We start from the raw sequence: 18,476 nt of genomic DNA, 5'->3' as shown, positions 1-18,476 counted from the left end.
ATGGGCCGCGTAGCGGCCCCAGGGCATTACAGAACGTCGAGCAGTTCGACGTCGAATACCAGCACGCTGTGCGGCGGGATGCTGCCGACGCCTTGGGCGCCGTAGGCCAGCTCGCTCGGCACGTACAGGCGCCATTTGCTGCCAGCGTTCATCAGCTGCAAGGCTTCGGTCCAGCCAGCAATCACGCCGCCAACCGGGAATTCAGCCGGCTGACCACGATCGTAGGAGCTGTCGAACACAGTGCCGTCGATCAGGGTGCCGTGGTAGTGCGTACGCACGTTGCTTTCGCGGGTGGGCTTGGCGCCTTCGCCGGCGGTCAGCACTTCGAACTGCAGGCCCGAAGCCAGGGTGGTGATGCCTTCACGCTTGGCGTTTTCGGCCAGGAATTCCTTGCCAGCGCCAGCAGCGGCTTCAGCCTTGGCAGCAGCTTCTGCTTGCATGATGTCGCGGATCACTTTGAAGCTGGCCGACAGGTCGGCTTCGTTGACGCGGCTATCGGCGCCATTGAAGGCGTCGGTCAGGCCGGCCACGATAGCTTCCAGGCTAACGCCCGGTGGCGGGTTGTCGCGCAGCTGGCCGCCCAGCTGACGGCCGATGCCGTAGCTTACGCGGGTTTCGTCGGTGGACAGGTTGAGTTCGGACATTGTCGTGCTCCACTGCAGGGCGCAGTGCAGCCGCGCCCTTGATGAAAAGGGCGAGCAGCCTAGCACACTGGGGCGCTGCGAGCAGCTACCAGGCCGAGCGCGGCGAAATGGGCACCTTGAGGTCTTCTTCCGGGTGTTGCCCCATGCCACACATCTCGTCCTGCACAGACCAATGCAGCAGGTTCATCGACATCATCGGCAAAGGTTTCAACAGCTCCCGCGCCTCTTCCACCGAGCGCACGCGCAGGCGTTTGCCCTGGCTGTCATCGAGCGGCTGAGCGCGCCCGTTGACTCGGGCTTCGAGCAGGTAATCACCACCTTCGATGGCAATCAGATTCAGTTCGTTGACATGGCCGGCCCTGGCCTCGGTATTGAGCTGATGCAGGTTCATGAGAGCACCTCGCTGCTGGAACCAGGCATGAGTGCTCATTTTTCGTACAGCCCCGCCGAAAGCACAAGCCGAATACAACACCGCCCGTCCGTTTTGCAACGGACGGGCGGCGCAGGCATGGCAATACTCAGTGCTTGGTCAGCTTGTCCAGGTAGCCCATGCAGAACGCCGACACCACGAAGGTCATGTGGATGATCACGTACCACATCAGGTAATCGGTGGAGATGTTCTGGGCATCCATGAACACCCGCAGCAGGTGGATGGAGGAAATGGCCACGATCGAGGCGGCGACCTTCATCTTCAGCGACGAGGAGTCCATCTTGCCCAACCAGTTGAGCTTCTCCTTGCTCTCGTCGATGTCCAGTTGCGACACGAAGTTTTCGTAGCCGGAGATCATCACCATCACCAGCAGGCCGCCAACCAGCGACATGTCGATCAGCGAAAGGATCACAAGGATCAGGTCCGCTTCGCTCAGGGCAAAGACATTGGGCAGGACGTGGACAACTTCCTGGAAGAATTTCAGCGCCAGGGCCAGCAGCCCGAGGGACAGGCCAAAGTAGATGGGGGCGAGCAGCCAGCGCGAGGCATACATCGCGTTTTCGAGAATACGTTCCATGGAGGGTTTGGGACTCGTCAGGTGACTAAAAAGCGACAGCGAGTATAGCCAGCCACCTGTTACAGCAAAAGCCTGCTTGAAAGGCGGGCCGCTGCGCAGCCCAATCGCCGGCAAGCCGGCTCCTACATGGCTTGCGTTGTCCTACCAACAACGTAGCGTGCTCTCAGGTCTCGGGGTGGAACTGGTAATCCCCAAGGTTGCGGCAACGCTCGCCGTTGATCCGGCGTAACTGAGCTTGCAAGTGCAGGCACCAGATCTGCGGATCCTCGGCGACCTGATACCCATGCAGGGTCAGGCTGTCGACGATGGCATTGAGCACGGACTCGGCCACCAGCGGGCCATGAAAAGGCCCCTGGGCCTTGATGGCAGAGGGTTGTTCACCGGCCATGCCGGCGGCGAACAGCAAGGTCCACATGCCGTTGTCGCCGGCCAGCGGACGAATGCTGCATTCGATACGGGTCACCAGGCCCAGGCACTGGCGAGTAAGGCTGAGGTTGCGCATGGCAGCGTCCCCCTCCAATAAGCCCTGTTCAGCCCAAAACGTTCGGGCTGTCTCCATCCTGAACCCTGCTGCCGTCCTTAAGTTCCAGCATAGAATAATGCTGTAAAAAGATGGAAAACCGGCGCTGAACGGTAGCACATGGCCGTCAGCGCCGATTTATTGACTCAGGCCGGTTTGGCCTGGGCAATGACATCTTCCAGGCGTTCCTTTTCCGCCTTCTCGATGTCTTCCTCGCTGATCATCTCGGCAATTTCCCGCAGGCGTTCGACCACCCGGGCATTGACGCTGCCTTCGGTGAACAGGCCCTCGTCGTTCAGCACCCCGGCCTCCTCGCCCACCAGCAGGCTTAACGCTTCGTCGGCCTGGCTGACCGCATAGACATGGAACATGCCGTTCTCGACCGCCTGCAGCACGCGCTCGTCGAGCATCAGCGTGGCGACGTTGGCACGCGGGATGATCACCCCTTGCTCGCCGGTCAGGCCCCGGGCTTCGCACAGGCGGAAGAAGCCTTCGATCTTCTCGTTGACCCCACCCACCGCCTGCACTTCGCCGAACTGGTTGATTGAGCCAGTAATGGCAAAGCACTGCTTGAGCGGTGTGCGCGACAGCGCCGAGATCAGCGTGCACGCCTCACCCAGCGACGCACTGTCACCGTCCACATAGCCGTAGGACTGCTCCAGCGCGATGCTCGCCGAGATCGCCAGCGGGAATTCCTGGGCGTAGCGGCTACCGAGGTAACCGGTAAGGATCATCACCCCTTTGGAGTGGATCGGCTGGCCCAGGTTGACCTCACGCTCGATGTCGACGATGCCGCTGCCGCCCGGGTACACGGTGGCGGAAATACGCGCCGGCATGCCGAACGCCGAGTCGCCCACTTCCAGCACGGTCAGGCCGTTGCACTTGCCGATGGCCGCGCCTTCGGTGTCGATCAGGATGATGCCGGCAAGCATGTCGTCGAGCACCCGCTGCGAGACGCGCCCAGTGCGGGTGGCCTTGGCCTTGAGCGCACGTTCGATGTGCCCGGCGTCAGTCATCGCGTCACTGGCCAGCTGGCGGATGAAATCGGCCTCGCTGACCAACTGGAACAGGTCGCCGATGCGCGCCGACAGGCGCGACTGGTTTTCCGCCAGGCGTGCGCTGTAGGTCGCCAGGCGCGCCACCGCATCGCTGGTCAGCGGCGCCATGCCTTCCTCGTTGGTACGGGTGCGCAACAGCTGGGCGAACTGCTCAAGGTTCTCGTCGACCATCGGCATATCTTCGTCGAAGTCGACCAGCACCCGGAACATTTCCTGGAAGTCCGAATCATGGTCCTGTAGCGCGTAGTACAGCTGGCGCGAGCCGATGATGACCAACTTGACGTTGAGCGGAATCATCTGCGGCTGCAGGCTGACACTGGCAACGCGGCCCAGTTCGCCGATCGGCGACTCCATCTTCAGCTTGCGCGACTGCAGGGCACGCTTGAGCGCATCCCAGACGAACGGCTCGCCAAGCATCTTTTCGGCTTCGAGGATCAGAAAACCGCCATTGGCACGGTGCAGCGCACCTGGGCGCAACTGGCGGTACGAGGTGTACAGGGCGCCCTGGTCGGTGCTGTATTCGATGCGCCCGAACAGGTTGTCATAGGTCGGGTGCGGCTCGAATACCACCGGCGCACCGCCGGCAGCGTGATGGCCAACCACCAGGCTCGGCGCGTACTGCTCTTCGAGCAGCTTGCGCGCCACGGCGTCGGCCTTGCTGTCATCGACCAGTTGCTCTACCACGGTGCGCAGCAGGTTCACCTGTACCGATTGCAGATAGGCGCACACCGCCGCGTTCTCGGCGTACTTCTCCGACAGCGGCGCCAGCAATGGCTGCAGGGCCAGGGTGATGGTTTCTTCGTTGAGCTGGCGCAGCTGGTTGTTCGACTCGCGCTTCCACTGCGGCAGGCTGGCCAGTTCTTCGTTCAGACGCTCCTCGAGGAAAGCGATGTCCTCGTGGAACTGCTCGCGGACTTCGTCCGGCAGCTGGGCGAATTCGGCCTCGTCCAGCGCCTTGCCGTCGGCCATCGGGGTGAAGGCCACGTTGCTGGCGTCGCGGTACAGGGCCACGTCCTTTTCCAGCGAGGCGCGCTCGATCACATCCAGGGCGCGGTCGTAACGCTGGTTGAAGGCGCGGTCGATGGCGCCCTTCTTCTGCTGGTAGGACGGGTGCTCGAACACCGCCGGGAAGGTCGCCAGCAGGTTGTCGATCAGGCCACCCATGTCGCTGATGAATTCAGCGGCGCTGCCCGACGGCAGCTCCAGGGCACGCGGCTCGCGGGTGTCATCGAAGTGGTTGACGTAAACCCAGTCGGCCGGGGTCTGCTGGCGCTTGCCCTCGGCCTTGAGGTAGCGCTTGACGAACGAGAAGCGCCCGGTACCAGGCTCACCCATCACATACACGTTGTAACCCGGGCGTGGCATGGCCACGCCGAACTGCAGGGCCTCGACAGCACGTTCCTGGCCCAGGACTCCGCGAAACGGCTCCAGATCGTCGGTGGTGGCAAAGGCAAACTGCTCGGGGGAAAAACGCCTGGTCAAAGCTTCAGGCGCGAGACGCAGGCGCGCAGCGACAGGATCGGGCATTGGGTTTCCTTACTTCGGCGGGCAGATACGCAGCATTCTGGCGCTGCCCGCGCGCGCCTTGCAAGGCTCCTCGGGACTTTATGTCGCAGGCGGGTGGCTTGATGCACAAGCAAATTTTTCGCAATCAACAACGCAACCTTTAGATCGTGCCTAAACTCCAAGCTGCGCGGGTGGGTGAAACGCTTTCCCGACTTGGCAACCGAGTTGCCAGAAACCTGACCCTTGGTTAAGACAAATAGAGAACAAATGCTATGAAACGGATTCTTCTGGGTACTCTGTTCACCGTGGTTTCCCTCAACGCCATGGCCGAAGCGCCAGGTGGCCCGAACTGCGGCTGGGGCAACATGCTGTTCGAAGGCCAGCGCGGCACCCCGGCTCACTTCCTGGCCTCTACCACCAACGGCACCTCCGGCAACGCCACCTTCGGCATGACCTCCGGCACCAACGGCTGCTCCACCAAGGCTTCGCTGACCTATGGCGGCAAGTCCTGGTTCGCCATGAATGGCATGATGAACGAGCTGTCCGAAGACATGGCCATGGGCCAAGGCGAAGCGCTCACTACCTACGCGGTGGTACTGGGCGTGGCGCCGGAAGACCGCGGCTACTTCAACTCGGTCGCCCACCAGCACTTCAACCAGATCTTCAGCAGCGCCGACGTGACTGCCGAAACTGTCCACACCAACACCCTGGCCGTCCTGAAAAACGACCCACGCCTGGCCAAGTACGCAACCGAAGCTTAAGCGCGGCTGCTCCCGCCCCATCACGGGGCGGGTTTTCGCCTTTCTATCGGCATCGTTAAGAAGTAGTTGCCCGACATGCTCAAACGCCTCGCTTACCTGGCGCTGTGTGCCTGCGCCCCTGTTCATGCCGCACCTGCGCTGGATGAAGGCCGCCTCCAGCAACTGGCCAACACCCCCTACTGGATCGCCCTGGGCCATTACGAAACCGCCAAGCTCGGCGGCTGGCGCAGCTATGTCGACGACCGCAAGTTCTTCCTCGCCGAAGACGGGGCACACCACCCGGACCAGGAACTGCGCGCCACCGTACAGGCGCTGTACGCCCCGGCGAGCCTGGGCGACAAGCATGCCCAATGCGTATTCCCCGCGCGCACCCGCTGGCTGCGTGAGCAACTCGGCCTGCAAGGCCTGCCGCAACCGGACTGCCAGGAATTCAAGACCTGGTACCAGTCGATCGACCCACACAGCGCGGCGCTGATCTTCCCGGCCGCTTACCTGAACAGCCCATCGTCGATGTTCGGCCACACCTTGCTGCGCATCGACCAGCCCAATACCCGCAGCGACGACACCACGCTGCTGAGCTACGCCATCAACTTCGGCGCTTATATCGAGGGCAGCGACAACAGCATCCTGTATGCCTGGAAGGGCCTGATGGGCGGTTATCCCGGCCTGTTTGCGCTGATGCCCTACCAGGAGAAGCTGTCCGAATACCGCAGCCTGGAAAACCGCGACCTGTGGGAATACCAGCTGGACCTGACGCCGGAAGAGACCGGGCGCATGGTCGAGCACGTCTGGGAGCTCAAGCAGGTCCAGTTCGATTATTTTTTCTTCGACGAGAATTGCTCCTACCGCCTGCTTGAGCTGCTGCAGGTGGCCCGGCCGAGCCTTGACCTGACCTCGCAGTTCCCGCTGACCGCGATCCCCACCGACACGGTCAAGGCGGTCAAGCAATCCGGCCTGGTCGCCAGCGAAACCTACCGCCCTTCGCGCGAACGTGAGTTACTGGCCCGCGCCGAGCCGCTGGACCATGACGAAAAGCGCCAGGTACTGGCCGTGAGCGCCGACACCACGCAACTTCAAAGCCCCGCGTTCACCGCCCTGCCCCGTGAGCGCCAGGCGCTGGTACAGGATGCCGCCTACCGCCTGGAGCGCTACCGCGCCAACGGCCAGGAACGCGACCCGGGCCAGGCCACACGCAGCTTCGAGCTGCTGCGGGCGATCAACCGCAACCCGCCGCCGCCACTGCAGATCGAGCGCCCAGGCCTGCCCGAAGACGGCCACGACTCGCGCACCTGGCAGCTTGGCGTCGGCACCCGTGAAGACCGCGCCTATGCCGAATACGGGCTGCGCATGGCCTATCACGACCTCAACGACAACGCCTACGGCTTCCCACTCGGCGCGCAGATCGAGATTCTGCAGCTCAAAGTGCGCCAGTACGAAGGCAACGACTGGCAGGTGCAACAGCTGGACTTGGCGACCATTCGCTCGCTGACACCGCGTAACGAACTACTCAAGCCTTGGTCCTGGCAGGTTACCGGTGGCTTGGAGCGGGTGCCGGGCAAACATGACGACGAGGTGCTGGTCAGCCATGTGAACGGTGGCGCCGGCGGCACCTGGCAACTGGCCGACGGGCTGCTGGGCTTTGCCTTGGGTACCGTGCGGGTCGAGCACCACAACGACTTCGCCCAGTTCATCGCACCGGCGGCGGGGTTCAACGGCGGGCTGCTGTGGCGCAACGGCCTGGGCAACATGACGCTAGAGGCCAAGGGCGACTACTTCACCAATGGCGAGGTGCGGCGCAGCGTGAGCCTGAACCAGCAGTGGGAGATCAGCCAGAACCTGGGGTTGAGGTTGAGTGCTTCACGGGAGTTCAGCCACCTGGCTACCGCGCAGAACGAAGTGATGCTTGAGGTAAAGTGGTATCACTATTGACTGTACTGGCCCTATCGCCGGCAAGCCGGCTCCCACAGGTACACCACAGCCTTGCCGGCGATAGGGCCGGCAAAGCCTCCACTAGACACTGTGAACCAACCGACTCTTTGACACTGTTTTGACAGCGCCTCGACAACTGGCCACCTAGACTTTCCAGCATCATTCCGAGGGTCTTGTGGCCATGTCGCGGTACTGGTTAGGCGTGTGCATCGCATTGTTGCTTTCCGGTTGCGAAACCACTCACGAGCAGATGGTCCAGAACGGCTATCCCCCTGCCTACGCCGACGGTTACCAGGACGGCTGCAGCAGCGGCCGCCAGGCGGCCGGGCTGATGGTTGGCAACTTTCGCAAGGACGTGCAGCGTTACCTGCACAACCGCCAGTACGAAAGCGGCTGGGACGACGGCTTTCGCCAGTGCCACGCGATGCAGAACAGCGAAGAGCAGCGCCTGTACCACGAGCGCTTCTGGGACGATCGCGACCGCGAGTGGCAGCAGGAGAAGGACCGCGGCGCCGCGCGGGCCTACCGCCACGACTGAGTCGCAAACGGACATCCATTGAAACCCGCAACCTGCCACCATGGTCTCCAGCAAAAGGAGGCCCCAGCATGAGCCGAGCATTCGTCAACGAGGACCAGGCCGCCGCCCAGGCCGACCAGCCGGTGGAGCGGCGTGTCAGCGACCAGCCCAATTACGTTACCGCCAGTGGCCTGCGCCAGCTGCAGCAGCGTGTGGCCGAACTGAATGCCCTGCGAGCGGAGCTGCAGGCCCAGGGCGAACGGGGTGACAAGCAGCGCCTGGCGGATACCGAACGTGATTTGCGTTACTTCAGCGCAAGGGTGCAGAGCGCGCAGGTGGTGCCTGCCGCTACTTCGAACAGCAAGGTGCAGATCGGCAGCCGGGTGAGGTTTAGCGATGAGCAGGGCCAGGAGCAGCGGGTGCAACTGGTTGGTGAGGATGAAGCCGATGCCAGCCGGGGCCTGATCAATTGGGCATCGCCGCTGGGGCGGGCGTTGTTGGGCGCGGCGCCTGGGGACGAGGTGGTGTGGCGGCGGCCGGTGGGGGATCAGATGATCGAGATCATGGAGATCGTTAGCGAGGCTTGAAAAACATCAGGGCCGCTGCGCGCCCCAATCGCCGGCAAGCCGGCTCCCACACTGACAGCGCTAAGCCTGAGGCCGTCGCGGTACCTGTCCCACAGGGACAGCGCTGAGCCAGAGGCCGTCGCGGTACCTGTAGGAGCTGGCTTGCCGGCGATTGGGCTGCAAAGCAGCCCCAGACTTCAGGATCAGACCACGCCTTGCGCCAGCATGGCATCGGCAACTTTCACGAAGCCGGCAATATTGGCGCCCTTCACGTAGTTGATCTTGCCATCGGCCTCTTCACCGTAGTGCACGCAAGCATGGTGAATCGACTGCATGATGTTGTGCAGTTTGCTGTCCACTTCACCGGCGGTCCACAGCAGGCGCATGGCGTTCTGCGACATTTCCAGCCCCGACACGGCCACGCCGCCGGCGTTGGAGGCCTTGCCCGGTGCATACAGGATGCCGGCATCAATGAAGATATCCACAGCCTCCAGAGTGGTCGGCATGTTGGCGCCTTCGGCTACGCAGATGCAGCCATTGCGCAGCAGGGTGCGGGCGTCTTCGGTGCCCAGCTCGTTCTGCGTGGCGCACGGCAGGGCGATGTCGCACGGCAGGGTCCATGGGGTCTGGCCCTTGCGGAATTCCAGGCCGAACTGTGCAGCCAGTTCGCTGATGCGGCCACGCTTGACGTTCTTCAGCTCCATCACCGCATCCCACTGGGCGTCGGTAAGGCCGGCTTCGGCGTACAGGGTGCCTTCGGAATCGGACAGCGAGATGACCTTGCCACCCAGGTCCATGACCTTGCGCGCAGCATACTGGGCCACGTTGCCGGAACCGGAGATGGCCACGCGGCGGCCGTCGATGCGCAGGTCGCGACGCTTGAGCATTTCTTCGGCGAAATACACGCAGCCGTAGCCGGTGGCTTCAGGGCGGATCAGGCTGCCGCCGTAGGTCATGCCCTTGCCGGTCAGCACCGAGGTGAACTGGTTGGCCAGGCGTTTGTACTGGCCGAACATGAAGCCGATCTCGCGGGCACCAACGCCGATGTCACCGGCCGGTACGTCGCAGTCGGCGCCGATGTGGCGGTACAGCTCGCTCATGAACGCCTGGCAGAAGCGCATGACTTCGGCATCGCTCTTGCCCTTCGGGTCGAAGTCCGAACCGCCTTTGCCGCCGCCCATGGGCAGCGAGGTGAGGGAGTTCTTGAACACCTGCTCAAAGGCCAGGAACTTGAGCACGCCCAGGTTCACCGACGGGTGGAAGCGCAGGCCGCCCTTGTACGGGCCGATGGCGCTGCTCATCTGGATACGGTAGCCGCGATTGACCTGGACCTTGCCCTGGTCGTCCACCCACGACACGCGGAACAGCACGGCGCGCTCCGGCTCGACCATGCGCTCGAGGATGCCGGCTTGCAGGTAGTGGGGATTGGCTTCGAGGAACGGCCAGAGGCTGCGCAAAACTTCTTCCACCGCCTGATGGAATTCGGGCTGGGCCGGGTCGCGTTGCTTCAGGCGCGCGAGGAAGTTGTCGACGGATTCGATCATGGTAGACGTCTCACCAAGAGGGATTGGACTTATTGGTTTTTTCCCGAATGTACCAAGAAGCAATCGCACTGGAATAGGGCGAAATGTCGTTTTTATGAAATTATTTGGTGCGTTTTATATAAGTGTATACAAAATGCCGACCTGTCGCGGGCAAGGCCACCCCCACCAACGCCCCCTTGACCCCGGCATTGCGCGGCCCCTGTAGGAGCGGGCTTGCCCGCGATCGGTCCAACACCGAATTACCCCAGGCACAAAAATGGGGCCACCAAGGGCCCCATTCTTGTGCAACTAAACCGGCTTACTGCGCCAGCTTCTTGTGCCGTACACGGTGCGGCTGGGCAGCAGCATCGCCCAGGCGCTTCTTGCGGTCGGCTTCGTACTCGGTGTAGTTGCCCTCGAAGAACATCACGTTCGAGTCGTCTTCGTACGCCAGGATGTGAGTGGCCACACGGTCCAGGAACCAACGGTCGTGGGAAATCACGATCGCGGCGCCTGGGAAGTCCAACAGGGCTTCTTCCAGCGAACGCAGGGTTTCGACGTCGAGGTCGTTGGACGGTTCGTCGAGCAGCAGGACGTTGCCGCCCTCCTTCAGGGTCAGGGCCAGGTGCAGACGGCCACGCTCACCACCGGACAGGTCCTTGACGAATTTCTGCTGGTCACCGCCCTTGAAGTTGAAACGGCCAACGTAGGTGCGCGACGGAATCTCGTAGTTGCCGATCTTGATCATGTCGGAACCGTCGGAAACCTGCTGGAACACGGTCTTGCCGCCGTCCAGGTCTTCGCGGCTCTGGTCCACACAGGCCAGCTGTACGGTTTCACCAATCTCGATGCTGCCCGAATCCGGCTGTTCCTTGCCCATCAGCATGCGGAACAGGGTCGACTTACCGGCACCGTTACCGCCGATAACGCCGACGATAGCGCCCTTGGGCATGGCGAACGACAGGTTGTCGATCAGCACACGGTCGCCATAGCCTTTGGAGACGTTCTTGAACTCGATGACCTTGTCGCCCAGGCGTGGGCCGGCCGGGATGTAGATCTCGTTGGTCTCGCTGCGCTTCTGGAATTCCTGCGACTGCATTTCTTCGAAACGCTGCAGACGGGCCTTGGACTTGGACTGGCGGGCCTTGGCGCCTTTGCGCACCCACTCCAGTTCCTCTTTCATGGCCTTCTCGTGGGCGCTCTGTTGCTTGGACTCTTGCGCCAGACGGTCCGACTTGGCCTCCAGCCAGCCCGAATAGTTACCTTCGTACGGGATACCGGCGCCGCGGTCCAGTTCGAGGATCCAGCCGGCGACGTTGTCGAGGAAGTAACGGTCGTGGGTAATAGCAACCACGGTGCCCGGGAAGTCGTGCAGGAAGCGCTCCAGCCAGGCCACCGAGTCGGCGTCCAGGTGGTTGGTCGGTTCGTCGAGCAGCAGCATGTCGGGGGCCGACAGCAGCAGGCGGCACAGGGCCACACGGCGCTTCTCACCACCGGACAGGTGTTCGATTTTTGCGTCCCAGGCCGGCAGGCGCAGGGCGTCGGCGGCGACGTCCAGCTGGCGCTCGAGGTTGTGGCCATCGGCTGCCTGCAGGATCGACTCGAGCTTGGCCTGTTCGGCGGCCAGCTTGTCGAAGTCGGCGTCGGGTTCGGCGTAGGCGGCGTAGACCTCGTCCAGGCGAGCCTGGGCGTCCTTGATCACGCTGACCGCTTCCTCGACCACTTCACGCACGGTCTTGGTCGGGTCCAGTTGCGGTTCCTGCGGCAGGTAACCCACGTTGATGTCGGGCATCGGGCGGGCTTCGCCGTCGAATTCCTTGTCGACGCCCGCCATGATCCGCAGCAGGGTCGATTTACCCGCGCCGTTCAGGCCGAGTACGCCGATCTTGGCGCCCGGGAAGAACGACAGGGAAATATTCTTGAGAATTTCCCGCTTCGGCGGCACGACTTTGCTCAGCCGATGCATGGTGTAGACGTATTGAGCCAAAACCAAGCCCTCTAATCAGATAGGTAAAGACATCGACGATCGCCCAGCCAGGTGGCCAGGGGGATGTGTTTACGGGGTGTCATTGAACAAAGTCGACCATTCTACGCCAACGCGCGGCGTTGCACAGGGTGGCCGGATGGTGGGGCTAATTGGGGCCGCTTTGCGGCCCATCGCCAGCCAGCCGACACCCACGGGCCTGTGGTGGTGACCCTGTGGGAGCCGGCTTGCCGGCGATGAGGCCAGTACTGGCCACACAAAAATCAGACGTGACGCTGTTTGGCCTTGCCACGCGGCAACCGGCAACGGCCGCTCTGCTCCGCCAGGCGCGCGGCCCAGGCGGATTTGACGCTGAAGCCACCGCTGCGGGCAGGCTGCTCGGCAACCTTGGCCGGCTGGGCGACAGGCTTGCTGGCTGGCGTGGTGCTGACGACCTTCGCCGCAGGCTTGGCCGCAGCCACAACCTCAGCCGGCGCTGCAGCCGCCTTGGCGGTCTTGCGCAGTTCGGCCAGCGACGGCGTCTTGTTCTTGGCGGCCGAAGCCTCCGGTTTGACCAGCGAACGCTGGCACGACTTGCAGGATACGTCCTCGGTCACGGCAGTGCTGACAAGGGTCTGACTGCTGCGCCCGCAGGCGGAATCGAGGCCATTGGTGGAAAAGTGAGTAACCAAAACCGAACATCTCCGATGCGTTGTCATTTGAAGCGGCCGGCATTCTCGCACAGGAAGCAAGGCCTTGCCGAACCGCCAGGCTCCACCACGACCATCGGCACCTCGAAGCACAGCTGGCACTTTGCCATAATGACAGGCATGCTAGCCGGTTTCAGGTGTCCGGCCTTATAGTGCGCCACCGCGGTCCGGCCACTGCAGCACCGGCATACACCGTGCATGATCAATCCCTGCCATCGCCAGACCAGTAGCAGGATCAACGCTTGACCAATCTCAATCATCCGTCTCCGCTGCGCCCCGCCTTACCGCACCCGCGTGCTTCGCTGCGCGGTTCGCTCAAGGGTGCGCTGGCCATGCTGGCCTTGGTGCTGCTGAGTTTGCTGCTTTGGCAACTGTTCGCGCAGTTCCGCCACACCCAGGCCGACCAACGCCAGCAGCACCTCGATGCGAGTGCCGAACTGGCCGACCACCTGGGCCTGAACATGGCGCTCAAGGCCCAGCAGGCGCTGAATGTTGTCCAGCCCTACGTCAAAGCGCCGACGCCCGCCGCCCTGCCCAGCCTGCTCGGCACCTTGCGCGAACGGCTGCCGACCCTGCGCGACATGGCCTGGCTGGACCACAATGGCCAGTTGCTGGGCGACAGCCTGGCCGGCAGCCCCGACCGTCAGCTGATTGACGAGCTGGTCAAGCTGAACCAGGGGCGCCTCTACTTTTTCTCCAATTCGGCAGACAACAGCACCGTCTACCTGCTGCTGCGCCAGGCCAGCGAACAGGACCGCGGCTACTGGCTGCTGCGCCTGACCCCTGATTACTACCGCACCCTCACCGTGCACCTGGACGGCCCCGGCCATCCGCTGTGGCTGCTGGAAAACAGCCGCAGTGGCGAGGTGCTGGAACGCCATGCACCCGCACAGACCAGCGGCGAGCCCCTGCAAAGCGTGATGCTGGCGTTCATCGACAACAGCGCCTGGCAATTGCGTGGGCTGTACGATGCAAGCCTGGCCCAGCACAAGCTGCTGCCGGCGCTGCTCGGCAAGGTGCTGCTGGCGCTGTTCTGCGCCCTGCTGCCGGTGCTGGCGCTGATCAACATGCGCCGCCGCCAACGCGCCCTGCAGGAAGACCGCCGGCGCTACCACGAAATCTTCGAGGGCACCGGCGTGGCCCTGTGCGTGCTCGACCTCTCCAGCCTGCCCGGGCAGCTCGACCGCTACCACCTGCGCAACCTCGCCGCGCTCAAGCAAAGCCTGGCGCTGGACCCTGACCTGCGCCGCTCACTGCTGCAGGAACTGAAGATCACCGAGATCAACCAGGTGGCGCGCCAGCTGCTCAATGTCCAATGCCACGAGGGCGCTTGGCAACGGCTGATCGCCGGCAGCGGCGATGGCCGTGACAGCATTGGCATGCAACTGATCGACGCGCTGATCGAACAGCGCCCGCTGCTCGAGCTGGAAGTACGCCTGCCTGCCCCGCTGGGCGGCGAGCTGCACCTGTGGCTGATGGCGCGCCTGCCCACGCAGCGGCGCGACTACCAGGCAGTGATCCTCAGCATCAGCGACATCACCAGCCGCAAGCAGGTGGAGTTGTCGCTGCTGGAGCGCGAAAGCTTCTGGTCGGACGTGGTGCGTACCGTGCCCGACCAGCTGTATGTGCAGGACGTGCTCAGCCAGCGGATGATCTTCAGCAACCGCCACCTCGGCCAGACCCTGGGCTACAACCGCACCGAGCTGGCGCAGATGGGCGACCGCTTCTGGGAGCTGTTGCTGCACCCCGAAGACGCCGCGCATTACCAGGCTTTGCGCCAGCAACAGCGCGACAACGGCCACGGCCAGCCGCTGCATTGCCAGCTGCGCTTTCGCCACCGCGACGGCGGCTGGCGCTGCTACGACATCCGTGAACAGGTGCTGACCCGCGACGGCGATGGCCTGGTTACGCGCATCATCGGGGTGGGCAAGGACGTCACCGTGCAGATCGAGGCCAGCCAGTCGCTGCGTGACAGCGAACAGCGCTACCGCATGCTCGCCGAAAGCATCAGCGACGTGATCTTCTCCACCAACAGCCGCCTGCAGCTCAATTACGTCAGCCCCTCGGTGCACGCCGTGCTGGGTTACCAGGCCGACTGGATCTTCGAAAACGGCTGGCAGTCGATCGTCGCCAACCCGTCCCAGCTCACCGGCATCTACAGCCTGATGGAGCGGGTCAGCAAAGCCATGGGCGACAGGGAGCAACTGGCCCAACTGCGCAGCCAGCTGCCGACCCAGCTGTTCCTGTTCGACTGCTTGCGTGCCGATGGCCGCAAGATCCCCATCGAACTGCGCCTGGTGCTGGTGTGGGACGACCACGAGCGCTTCGAGGGCGTGCTGGGCGTGGGCCGCGACATCAGCCAGCAGCGCCGCGCGGAAAAAGACCTGCGCATGGCCGCGACGGTGTTCGAGCACTCCACCTCGGCCATCCTCATCACCGACCCGGCCGGGTACATCGTGCAGGCCAACGAAGCGTTCAGCAGGGTCAGCGGCTACGCGGTCAGCGACGTGCTCGACCAACTGCCCGGCATGCTCACCGTCGACGAACAACAGGAAGGCCACCTGCGCTACGTGCTCAAGCAGCTGCACCAGCGCGGCAGCTGGGAAGGCGAAGTATGGCTCAAGCGCCGCGATGGCGAGCGCTACCCGGCCTGGGTCGGCATTACTGCGGTGCTTGACGACGAAGGCGACCTGGCCAGCTACGTGTGCTTCTTTACCGACATCAGCGAGCGCAAGGCCAGCGAGCAACGCATCCACCGCCTGGCCTACTACGACGCCCTGACCCACCTGCCCAACCGCACGCTGTTCCAGGACCGCCTGCACACCGCGCTGCAGCAGGCCGAACGGCAGAAGTCGTGGGTGGTGCTGATGTTCCTCGACCTCGACCGCTTCAAGCCGATCAATGACTCCCTCGGCCACGCCGCGGGCGACCGCATGCTCAAGGACATGGCCCTACGCCTGCTGGCCTGCGTCGACGACGACGACACCGTGGCACGCATGGGCGGCGACGAATTCACCCTGCTGCTGCAATCGCGCGCCACCCGCGAGATGGCGCTCAACCGCGCCATTCACGTGGCCGAGAACATTCTCGCCAGCCTGGTACGGCCGTTCGTGCTGGAGGGCCGCGAGTTTTTCGTCACCGCCAGTATCGGCATCGCCCTCAGCCCGCAGGACGGCAGCGAGCTGAGCCAGCTGATGAAGAACGCCGACACCGCCATGTACCACGCCAAGGAGCGCGGCAAGAACAACTTCCAGTTCTACCAGGCCGAGATGAACGCCAGCGCCCTGGAGCGCCTGGAGCTGGAAAGCGACCTGCGCCACGCGCTGGAGCAGAACGAGTTCATCCTTTACTACCAGCCGCAGTTCAGCGGTGACGGCAAGCGCCTGACCGGTGCCGAGGCGCTGCTGCGCTGGCGCCACCCGACCCGCGGCCTGGTGCCGCCGGGCGACTTCATACCGGTGATCGAAGAGCTGGGGCTGGTGGTGGATGTCGGCGACTGGGTACTGCGCGAGGCCTGCCGCCAGCTCAAGGCCTGGCACAAGGCCAAGGTGCGCGTGCCCAAGGTGTCGGTAAACATCTCGGCGCGGCAGTTCTCTGACGGCCACTTGGGCAACCGCATCGCCACAATTCTTGAAGAAACCGGCCTGCCACCCGCCTGCCTTGAGCTGGAGCTGACCGAAAGTATCCTGATGCGCGATGTGAACGAAGCGATGCAGATTCTCGATGGCTTGAAGGTGTTGGGCCTGAGCATCGCGGTCGACGACTTCGGCACCGGCTACTCGTCGCTCAACTACCTCAAGCAGTTCCCCATCGACGTGCTGAAGATCGACCGCACCTTCGTCGACGGCCTGCCCGAGGGCGAGCAGGACGCGCAGATCGCCCGCGCGATCATCGCCATGGCCCACAGCCTTAACCTGGCGGTGATCGCAGAGGGCGTGGAGACCCACGAGCAGCTGGAATTCCTGCGCGAACATGGTTGCGACGAAGTGCAGGGCTACCTGTTCGGGCGGCCGATGCCGGCCAACCAGTTCGAGGCGCAGTTCGCCAACGAGACGTTGTTCATGTTCCAGTGATCTGCACCGAACGCCGCACACCCTGTAGGAGCGGGTTTACCCGCGATACCTGCAAAGCCGGTGCCATCCACCGCGTCGCCTGCTTCGCGGGTAAACCCGCCCCTACAGGTGCAGTGTTGCGGTTGGATATCGGCGTCGAAAAACGGACCTGAAGGTCAACTCCGCCCCCCAGCCAGCCCAGAAACGGCGCGGGATGCAACATGAAGGCCATTGGTCCGCGACTTGACGCCACTTCATATGCCAGGCGCGAATCAATCGGTTAGAATGCCCCCCCAATTCAGCCCGATCCTTGAGGACCGTTATGTTCAGCCGTGATTTGACCATTGCCAAGTACGACGCCGAGCTCTTCGAAGCCATGCAGCAAGAAGCTCTGCGCCAGGAAGAGCATATCGAGCTGATCGCTTCGGAAAACTACACCAGCCCAGCGGTCATGGAAGCTCAGGGTTCGGTCCTGACCAACAAGTACGCCGAAGGCTACCCAGGCAAGCGCTACTACGGTGGTTGCGAGTACGTCGACGTGGTCGAGCAACTGGCCATCGACCGCGCCAAAGAGCTGTTCGGCGCCGACTACGCCAACGTCCAGCCGCACGCCGGCTCCCAAGCCAACGCCGCTGTCTACCTGGCCCTGCTGTCGGCCGGTGACACCATCCTGGGCATGAGCCTGGCCCACGGTGGCCACCTGACCCACGGTGCTTCGGTAAGCTCGTCGGGCAAGCTGTACAACGCCATCCAGTACGGCATCGATGCCAACGGCCTGATCGACTACGACGAAGTCGAGCGCCTGGCTGTCGAGCACAAGCCGAAGATGGTCGTTGCCGGTTTCTCGGCCTACTCGCAGGTGCTGGACTTCGCCCGCTTCCGCGAAATCGCCGACAAGGTCGGTGCCTACCTGTTCGTCGACATGGCCCACGTAGCAGGCCTGGTTGCCGCTGGCGTGTACCCGAACCCGGTGCCGTTCGCCGACGTGGTCACCACCACCACCCACAAAACCCTGCGCGGCCCACGTGGCGGCCTGATCCTGGCCCGTGCCAACGCCGACATCGAGAAGAAGCTGAACTCGGCCGTCTTCCCAGGCGCCCAGGGCGGCCCGCTGGAGCACGTCATCGCGGCCAAGGCCATCTGCTTCAAGGAAGCCCTGCAGCCTGAGTTCAAGGCTTACCAGCAGCAAGTGGTGAAGAACGCCCAGGCCATGGCCGAAGTGTTCATCGAGCGTGGTTTCGACGTGGTTTCCGGCGGCACCCAGAACCACCTGTTCCTGCTGTCGCTGATCAAGCAGGAAATCTCCGGTAAGGATGCTGACGCCGCACTGGGCAAAGCCTTCATCACCGTCAACAAGAACTCGGTACCGAACGACCCACGTTCCCCGTTCGTGACCTCGGGCCTGCGTTTCGGCACCCCAGCCGTCACCACCCGTGGCTTCAAAGAGGCCGAGTGCAAAGAGCTGGCTGGCTGGATCTGCGACATCCTCGCCGACCTGAACAACGACGCCGTCATCGACGCCGTGCGTGAAAAGGTCAAGGCCATCTGCAAGAAGCTGCCGGTATACGGCAACTGATTGGCGATAGCCTGATGTGAAAAAGCCCGGCCTCAGTGCCGGGCTTTTTCATGCTTGCCTATCGGAAACAGGTCCAAATGGGCATGCGCTGCGACCTGGCAAAGCTTGGCCACCAATTTGATTGCCGATGGCAAAGGGGGCTAT

General features: G+C 63.2%; 14 protein-coding genes. 6 read left to right on the top strand and 8 right to left on the bottom strand.

Annotation, left to right across the window (positions count from 1 at the left end; translation table 11 throughout):
• Window positions 1-26: 26 nt before the first annotated feature.
• The 5 genes from ACFY68_RS15875 to ACFY68_RS15855 all read right to left on the bottom strand — a co-directional run bounded on the left by ACFY68_RS15875 (window position 27) and on the right by ACFY68_RS15855 (window position 4,756).
• Window positions 27-644 (bottom strand): FKBP-type peptidyl-prolyl cis-trans isomerase, encoded by a 618-nt coding sequence (locus tag ACFY68_RS15875; RefSeq protein ID WP_387528973.1) that lies wholly within the window; start codon window positions 642-644, stop codon window positions 27-29.
• 85 nt (window positions 645-729) lie between these two features.
• Window positions 730-1,035, bottom strand: coding sequence for a DUF6482 family protein (locus ACFY68_RS15870; protein WP_387528970.1), 306 nt, complete (start codon window positions 1,033-1,035; stop codon window positions 730-732).
• Window positions 1,036-1,162: 127 nt separating this feature from the next.
• Window positions 1,163-1,651 (bottom strand): TIGR00645 family protein, encoded by a 489-nt coding sequence (locus ACFY68_RS15865; RefSeq protein ID WP_003247486.1) that lies wholly within the window; start codon window positions 1,649-1,651, stop codon window positions 1,163-1,165.
• Between the two features lie 163 nt (window positions 1,652-1,814).
• A complete protein-coding gene (locus ACFY68_RS15860) occupies window positions 1,815-2,153 on the bottom strand; it encodes a hypothetical protein (protein WP_003247487.1) in 339 nt (112 codons plus the stop codon).
• A gap of 164 nt (window positions 2,154-2,317) precedes the next feature.
• A complete protein-coding gene (locus tag ACFY68_RS15855; protein ID WP_387528963.1) occupies window positions 2,318-4,756 on the bottom strand; it encodes a Lon protease family protein in 2,439 nt (812 codons plus the stop codon).
• A gap of 251 nt (window positions 4,757-5,007) precedes the next feature.
• On the opposite strand from ACFY68_RS15855, the gene ACFY68_RS15850 reads away from it, so the two are divergent.
• The 4 genes from ACFY68_RS15850 to ACFY68_RS15835 all read left to right on the top strand — a co-directional run bounded on the left by ACFY68_RS15850 (window position 5,008) and on the right by ACFY68_RS15835 (window position 8,529).
• Window positions 5,008-5,496 (top strand): DUF3015 domain-containing protein, encoded by a 489-nt coding sequence (locus ACFY68_RS15850; RefSeq protein ID WP_346614850.1) that lies wholly within the window; start codon window positions 5,008-5,010, stop codon window positions 5,494-5,496.
• Between the two features lie 75 nt (window positions 5,497-5,571).
• Window positions 5,572-7,425 carry a DUF4105 domain-containing protein gene (locus tag ACFY68_RS15845; RefSeq protein ID WP_387528959.1) on the top strand — a complete coding sequence of 618 codons (1,854 nt, stop codon included), beginning with the start codon at window positions 5,572-5,574 and terminating at the stop codon, window positions 7,423-7,425.
• A 181-nt stretch (window positions 7,426-7,606) separates the two neighbouring features.
• Window positions 7,607-7,963, top strand: coding sequence for a hypothetical protein (locus tag ACFY68_RS15840; RefSeq protein ID WP_387528956.1), 357 nt, complete (start codon window positions 7,607-7,609; stop codon window positions 7,961-7,963).
• 68 nt (window positions 7,964-8,031) lie between these two features.
• Entirely contained in the window at window positions 8,032-8,529 is a 498-nt protein-coding gene (locus ACFY68_RS15835) for a GreA/GreB family elongation factor (RefSeq protein WP_387528953.1), read from the top strand.
• A gap of 182 nt (window positions 8,530-8,711) precedes the next feature.
• On the opposite strand, the gene gdhA is transcribed toward ACFY68_RS15835, so the two are convergent.
• The 3 genes from gdhA to ACFY68_RS15820 form a co-directional block, all read right to left on the bottom strand.
• Window positions 8,712-10,052, bottom strand: coding sequence for an NADP-specific glutamate dehydrogenase (gdhA, locus tag ACFY68_RS15830; RefSeq protein ID WP_387528950.1), 1,341 nt, complete (start codon window positions 10,050-10,052; stop codon window positions 8,712-8,714).
• A gap of 298 nt (window positions 10,053-10,350) precedes the next feature.
• On the bottom strand, window positions 10,351-12,018 hold the full coding sequence (gene ettA / locus ACFY68_RS15825; RefSeq protein WP_346614845.1) for an energy-dependent translational throttle protein EttA: 1,668 nt from the start codon (window positions 12,016-12,018) through the stop codon (window positions 10,351-10,353).
• A 260-nt stretch (window positions 12,019-12,278) separates the two neighbouring features.
• Window positions 12,279-12,686, bottom strand: a complete 408-nt coding sequence (locus ACFY68_RS15820) for a hypothetical protein (RefSeq protein WP_387528947.1) — start codon at window positions 12,684-12,686, stop codon at window positions 12,279-12,281.
• A 260-nt stretch (window positions 12,687-12,946) separates the two neighbouring features.
• Here ACFY68_RS15820 and ACFY68_RS15815 point away from each other — a divergent pair, with 260 nt between their 5' ends.
• Window positions 12,947-16,777: an EAL domain-containing protein gene (locus ACFY68_RS15815; protein ID WP_387528944.1), complete on the top strand. Its 3,831-nt coding sequence runs from the start codon at window positions 12,947-12,949 to the stop codon at window positions 16,775-16,777.
• Between the two features lie 301 nt (window positions 16,778-17,078).
• A complete protein-coding gene (gene glyA, locus ACFY68_RS15810) occupies window positions 17,079-18,332 on the top strand; it encodes a serine hydroxymethyltransferase (protein ID WP_346614842.1) in 1,254 nt (417 codons plus the stop codon).
• Window positions 18,333-18,476: the final 144 nt, after the last annotated feature.

This window comes from Pseudomonas sp. NPDC012596, assembly GCF_042902325.1.
Taxonomy (GTDB): domain Bacteria; phylum Pseudomonadota; class Gammaproteobacteria; order Pseudomonadales; family Pseudomonadaceae; genus Aquipseudomonas.
The sequence above is the reverse complement of the archived record's forward strand: the minus strand, read 5'-3'. Positions and strand labels throughout refer to the sequence as shown.

What these genes read in the sequence shown, in the direction of transcription:
- ACFY68_RS15870 (WP_387528970.1), bottom strand. Translation starts at nt 1,035, where the DNA reads ATGAACCTGCATCAGCTCAATACCGAGGCCAGGGCCGGCCATGTCAAC.
- gdhA (WP_387528950.1), bottom strand. Translation starts at nt 10,052, where the DNA reads ATGATCGAATCCGTCGACAACTTCCTCGCGCGCCTGAAGCAACGCGAC.
- ACFY68_RS15850 (WP_346614850.1), top strand. Translation starts at nt 5,008, where the DNA reads ATGAAACGGATTCTTCTGGGTACTCTGTTCACCGTGGTTTCCCTCAAC.
- ACFY68_RS15865 (WP_003247486.1), bottom strand. Translation starts at nt 1,651, where the DNA reads ATGGAACGTATTCTCGAAAACGCGATGTATGCCTCGCGCTGGCTGCTC.
- ACFY68_RS15845 (WP_387528959.1), top strand. Translation starts at nt 5,572, where the DNA reads ATGCTCAAACGCCTCGCTTACCTGGCGCTGTGTGCCTGCGCCCCTGTT.
- ACFY68_RS15875 (WP_387528973.1), bottom strand. Translation starts at nt 644, where the DNA reads ATGTCCGAACTCAACCTGTCCACCGACGAAACCCGCGTAAGCTACGGC.
- ACFY68_RS15855 (WP_387528963.1), bottom strand. Translation starts at nt 4,756, where the DNA reads ATGCCCGATCCTGTCGCTGCGCGCCTGCGTCTCGCGCCTGAAGCTTTG.
- glyA (WP_346614842.1), top strand. Translation starts at nt 17,079, where the DNA reads ATGTTCAGCCGTGATTTGACCATTGCCAAGTACGACGCCGAGCTCTTC.
- ACFY68_RS15860 (WP_003247487.1), bottom strand. Translation starts at nt 2,153, where the DNA reads ATGCGCAACCTCAGCCTTACTCGCCAGTGCCTGGGCCTGGTGACCCGT.
- ACFY68_RS15840 (WP_387528956.1), top strand. Translation starts at nt 7,607, where the DNA reads ATGTCGCGGTACTGGTTAGGCGTGTGCATCGCATTGTTGCTTTCCGGT.
- ACFY68_RS15835 (WP_387528953.1), top strand. Translation starts at nt 8,032, where the DNA reads ATGAGCCGAGCATTCGTCAACGAGGACCAGGCCGCCGCCCAGGCCGAC.